Source organism: Microbacterium sp. CPCC 204701, assembly GCF_004010105.1.
GTDB lineage: Bacteria > Actinomycetota > Actinomycetes > Actinomycetales > Microbacteriaceae > Microbacterium.
The window spans coordinates 1-4322 of record NZ_RRYE01000264.1 but is presented as its reverse complement, the minus strand read 5'-3'; the positions used below and the strand labels follow the sequence as shown (position 1 = coordinate 4322).

Here is a 4322-nt window from a genome sequence, read left to right as displayed (position 1 = left end):
CGGGCACGCGGCAGCGCCTCGGCGAGCGCGAGCGCGCGGGCGAACTTGCCCCGGTCGCGGCCGGCCGTCCACGTCGGGTGGTACAGGTACTGCCGTCGCCCGGCGTCATCGATGCCGACCGCCTGGATGTGCCCATTCGGTCTGGCGCTGATCCACACGTCGTCCCACGCCGGAGGGATCACCAGCTTCCGGATGCGCTCCAGATGACGCCGCGTCGGTGTGCGGCCCTTCGCGTCGAGGTAGCGGAACCCGGAGCCTGCACGCACCCGCCGGATCCCGGGATCGTCGTACGGGCGCACGCGCGCGAGTCTCGGCATCCGTCACCTCCTTCGACGAGCCCGGATGCCGGTGCGCGGCGCCCGCTCAGTGGTTGCGCAGCATCGAGATGAGCTCGGACTTGTTCTTGCTCGAGTAACCCGTGAGGCCGAGCTCCTTGGCGCGCTTGCGCAGCTCGGGCACGGTGCGCTCGTCGTAGTCCTTGGCGTTGCCGCCGCGGCTGCCGACCTTCTTGCGCCCCTGACTGGCAGCGGCATTCGAGATGCGCGCCGCCTTCTCCTTCGAGGCGCCGTCCTCGCGCAGCTCTTCGTACAGCTCGCGATCCTTGAGGTTCGATCCGCGTCCTTTGGGCATGCGCTGCTCCTTCCCTCGTCGTCCGCGCTCGCGGACGTCACTGCTCCCGCTCGGTCGTCACAGCCCCTTGCCTCCCGTCACCGGGAGGATGGCTCCAGAGGTGTACGAGGCCTCCTCGCCGGCGAGGTACACGTATGCGCCGGCGAGCTCGGCCGGCTGGCCCGCACGCCCGAGGGGCGTGTCCTGCCCGAACGACTCGAGCCGATCGGCATCCCAGCCGGTCGCCGGGATGAGCGGGGTCCAGATAGGTCCGGGGGCGACGCCGTTCACCCGAATGCCCTTGGGTCCGAGCTCCTGCGCGAGAGCCTTTACGAACGCCACCTGCGCCGCCTTCGTCATGGCGTAGTCGATCAGGCCCGGCGACGGATTGAACGCCTGAACCGACGTCGTCACGATGATCGATGCGCCCGGGTTCATGTGCGGCACCGCCGCCCGCGCCGTGAACAGCTGCGAGTAGAGGTTCGTGCGGAAGACGCGGTCGAACTCGGCTGTCTCGAGCGTGTCGATGCCGTCGCGGTCCTTCTGATAGGCCGCGTTCAGCACCACGACGTCGAGTCCGCCCAGCTCGGCCACGGTGCGCTCCACGATCTCGGCGCAGAACGCCTCCTCGCGGAGGTCGCCGGCCATCGGCAGCGACTTGACGCCGGCCTCGTGCACCCAGCGCACCGTCTCGTCGGCATCTTCCTGCTCTTCCGGCAGGTACGTCAGCGCGACGTCGGCGCCCTCCCGCGCGAAGGCGATCGCGACCGCGCGACCGATGCCCGAGTCACCGCCCGTGATGAGCGCCCGGCGCTCGGTCAGCCGCAGCGAGCCGCGATAGGTGCGCTCCCCGTGGTCCGGAGTGGGCCGGGTCTCGTCGGTGTGGCCGGGCTGGTCCTGCTCCTGCGAGGGGAATCCGCCGGCGTGGTGCTTCTCCGTCGGATCGGTCGGCTCGGATGTGCTCATGCCGCGACGCTACGGCGACGTTCGGGCCCACTCACGGGGGTTGACATCGCGACGAGGCCCCACTACTCCGCCGCAGCCCCGCGGTGCGTCCTCACGCGGCTATCACCGCCGCGGGAAGCTCGTCAAGCCCCTACGACCGCGCCCCTCCCGGTGCCACTCTCGGAAGGTGCCCACGAGGCACCCGGTGCGCTCCCGCGCATCGACGACACAGAAGGAGTGACTCCTATGAACCTCGCCCTGATCATCATCATCGTCGTCGCGATCATCCTTGCGATCGTCGGCGGCCTCAACTCGGCGCTGAGCTGGCTGCTGTGGGTCGCGCTCATCGTCGGAGTCATCGCGCTCATCGCGTTCCTCTTCCGGGTCATCAGCGGCAGCCGCAACACCTGACGACGCGCCGCGTTCCGGAAGCACGGATGCCGCGACCCGGGCGGGTCGCGGCATCCGTCTGTCCAGGGGACTAGAGGTTCGCCTCCGCGTACACGCGCAGCGCGTCGCGCACGAACTCGGCGCCGGCGGTGCCGCCCTCGCTCGTGGCGTAGTTCGCGCCGAAGCGCGGGTCGGCCACGTACATCTCGCCGAGGCCGATGACGTAGCCCTTGACGTCGCCGCCCAGGGCGGCCGCCGGCGTGCCGGGCACGCCGGTGAGCCACTCGACATGGCGCTTCGCGAGCGCCTGCGCCTCGTCGCTCTCAGGGGCGATGCCCGCCTCGGCGGCCGCGATCCAGTCGCGACCGAGGTCGGACACCCGCTGCTGCCACGCGGCCTTCTCGTCGGCGCTCAGCGAGCGCCACCAGCGGTCGCTGTCGGCGTAGGCCTGCGCGCCCCAGCGCTCGACGACCTCCTCCTTGTACTGGGTGTGGTCGAATCCGTCGAACATGTTCTCTGCCATCAGTTCTTCACCTCCTCTCAATGCCGTGATGGTGCCCTCGACCGACGCGATCTGCCGCGTCAGCCGGCCCTGCTCCTGTCGCAGCCACGCGAGGTGGGTCTCGAGCGCGTGGGCTTCGGAGGCCTCGCGGTCGAGCACGTCTGCGATCTGGGGCAGGCCGAGTCCGAGTTCGCGCAGCAGCAGAATGCGCTGCAGGCGCACGAGCGCCGCCCGGTCGTAGTGGCGATAGCCGTTGTGGCCGATGCTCGACGGTGCGAGCAGGCCGATGTCGTCGTAGTGGCGGAGCGTGCGGCTGGTGGTGCCGGCGAGCTTCGCGATCTGCTGGATAGACCATTCGCGGTCGTGGTCCATGAGGCCTCCTCTCTGTCGTTCGCGTCGTGTGCTCCACGCTAGAGGTTGACGTAACGTCAAGGTCAAGTGAGAGATCTCGGACAGACTGGCGTTTTCGCGATATATCGTGTTATTCTCTCTTGACACGCGATATATCGCGACTTGACCCTCGCAGACACAACAGGAGAACCAGCCATGACCCTGGAGAAGTGGATCATCCACCCGGGCGAGACGCGCGTCATCGACATCGAGGATGTGCGCTCGCTCAAAGTCGGCCTCGTCGGAGGCCAGATCGACGTCATCGCCCACGACGAGCCCGGCGCCCGCATCGAGGTGCACGGCGTCACCATCAAAGACCTCCGGATCGAAGTGACCGGCGACACCGTCGAGATCGACCACCCGCAGCTGCGCTGGGACAACTTCCTCGAGGTGTTCCGCAACTTCGGCGCCGGCGGCCCCAAGGCCGAGATCAGCGTCGCCGTCCCGCGCTCGGTCGCACTCAACCTCGGCGTCGTCAGCGCGAGCGCGCTGGTGTCGGGCCTGCGCAACGACGCCCGCCTCAACACCGTCTCGGGCGACATCATCGTCGACGGCCTCACCGGCGACCTCACGGTCAACGCCGTATCGGGCGACGTGCAGGTGCGCGAGCTCGTGGGCGCGCTGAGCGCCAACAGCGTCTCGGGCGATGTCGCCGCCACCGGAGCGCTTCGCAAGGCCACGATCGACACGGTCTCGGGTGCCATTCTCGTGGACTCGACCGGCGACATCGCCTCGGTCAACCTCAACACCGTGAGCGGCAACGCGACGGTGCGCCTCGACAAGGGCTACCCCGCGAACTATGCCGTCCGCAGTGTGAGCGGCCGCGTACTCGTGGACGGCGCCGTGCGCTCGGGCACCGGAACCGGCCCTCTCACCAACTTCACCGGCTCGACCGGTGAGCTCAGCGGCAGCTTCGCCGACGTCCGCGCCAACAGCGTGTCGGGCGGCGTGACCGTGCTGCGCCGCGCCGAAGATGCTCCGACGGATGCCCCAGCCGATGCCGCAGCCGGTGTCGACGAAGCAGCCGGTGTCGACGAAGAGGAATGGTGAGCGCCATGACCCCCGTCTTCTCCCACGGCGATCTGCGCCTGTACCTGCTGAATCTGCTCGATGAGGGGCCGCGCCACGGCTACGACATCATGCAGGCCCTCTCGGACCGCACCGGCGGCACCTACACGCCGAGTGCCGGCACGATCTATCCGCGGCTCGCGAAGCTCGAAGAGGAAGGCCTCGTCACCAAGACCGTCGAGGGCCGCAAGACGATCTACTCGATCACCGAGGTGGGTCACGCCGAGGTGCAGGCTCGGGCCGGAGACCTCGAGGGCATCGAGGCCGGCCTCGCCGACTCGGTGCGGCTCATCGCCGACGAGGTGCGGGGCAGCGTGCGCGAGGCGATGAAGAGCCTGCGCGCCGACCTCGCCGCCGCCTCCCGGGCCGAGCGCACCTCGGCCCCGCACGAGCCGCGCGCCGACGATCCCCGGGTGCT

Annotated in this window: 6 protein-coding genes and 1 pseudogene; 3 read left to right on the top strand and 4 right to left on the bottom strand. The window is 69.3% G+C overall.

The genetic code is table 11. The annotated features are described in order from the left end of the window. From EIO58_RS13520 to EIO58_RS13510, 3 genes and pseudogenes are all read right to left on the bottom strand, one after another. Nucleotides 1-317 (bottom strand): annotated as a pseudogene (locus EIO58_RS13520) (DNA topoisomerase IB); the annotation flags it as partial. 46 nt (nucleotides 318-363) lie between these two features. After that, nucleotides 364-630 (bottom strand): DUF7218 family protein, encoded by a 267-nt coding sequence (locus tag EIO58_RS13515; protein WP_127819973.1) that lies wholly within the window; start codon nucleotides 628-630, stop codon nucleotides 364-366. Between the two features lie 57 nt (nucleotides 631-687). Further along, nucleotides 688-1575, bottom strand: coding sequence for an SDR family oxidoreductase (locus EIO58_RS13510; protein WP_127819972.1), 888 nt, complete (start codon nucleotides 1573-1575; stop codon nucleotides 688-690). Between the two features lie 225 nt (nucleotides 1576-1800). On the opposite strand from EIO58_RS13510, the gene EIO58_RS18870 reads away from it, so the two are divergent. Further along, complete coding sequence (locus EIO58_RS18870; RefSeq protein WP_164861705.1) at nucleotides 1801-1965, top strand: hypothetical protein; 165 nt, start codon at nucleotides 1801-1803, stop codon at nucleotides 1963-1965. Nucleotides 1966-2035: 70 nt separating this feature from the next. Here the strand turns inward: EIO58_RS18870 and EIO58_RS13505 are convergent, their stop codons facing one another. Beyond that, entirely contained in the window at nucleotides 2036-2818 is a 783-nt protein-coding gene (locus EIO58_RS13505) for a MerR family transcriptional regulator (RefSeq protein ID WP_127819971.1), read from the bottom strand. 174 nt (nucleotides 2819-2992) lie between these two features. Here EIO58_RS13505 and EIO58_RS13500 point away from each other — a divergent pair, with 174 nt between their 5' ends. Both EIO58_RS13500 and EIO58_RS13495 read left to right on the top strand, forming a co-directional pair. Next, a complete protein-coding gene (locus EIO58_RS13500; RefSeq protein ID WP_127819970.1) occupies nucleotides 2993-3886 on the top strand; it encodes a DUF4097 family beta strand repeat-containing protein in 894 nt (297 codons plus the stop codon). Between the two features lie 5 nt (nucleotides 3887-3891). Further along, nucleotides 3892-4322: PadR family transcriptional regulator (locus EIO58_RS13495; RefSeq protein WP_164861704.1), on the top strand; the 431-nt coding region annotated here is incomplete at its 3' end.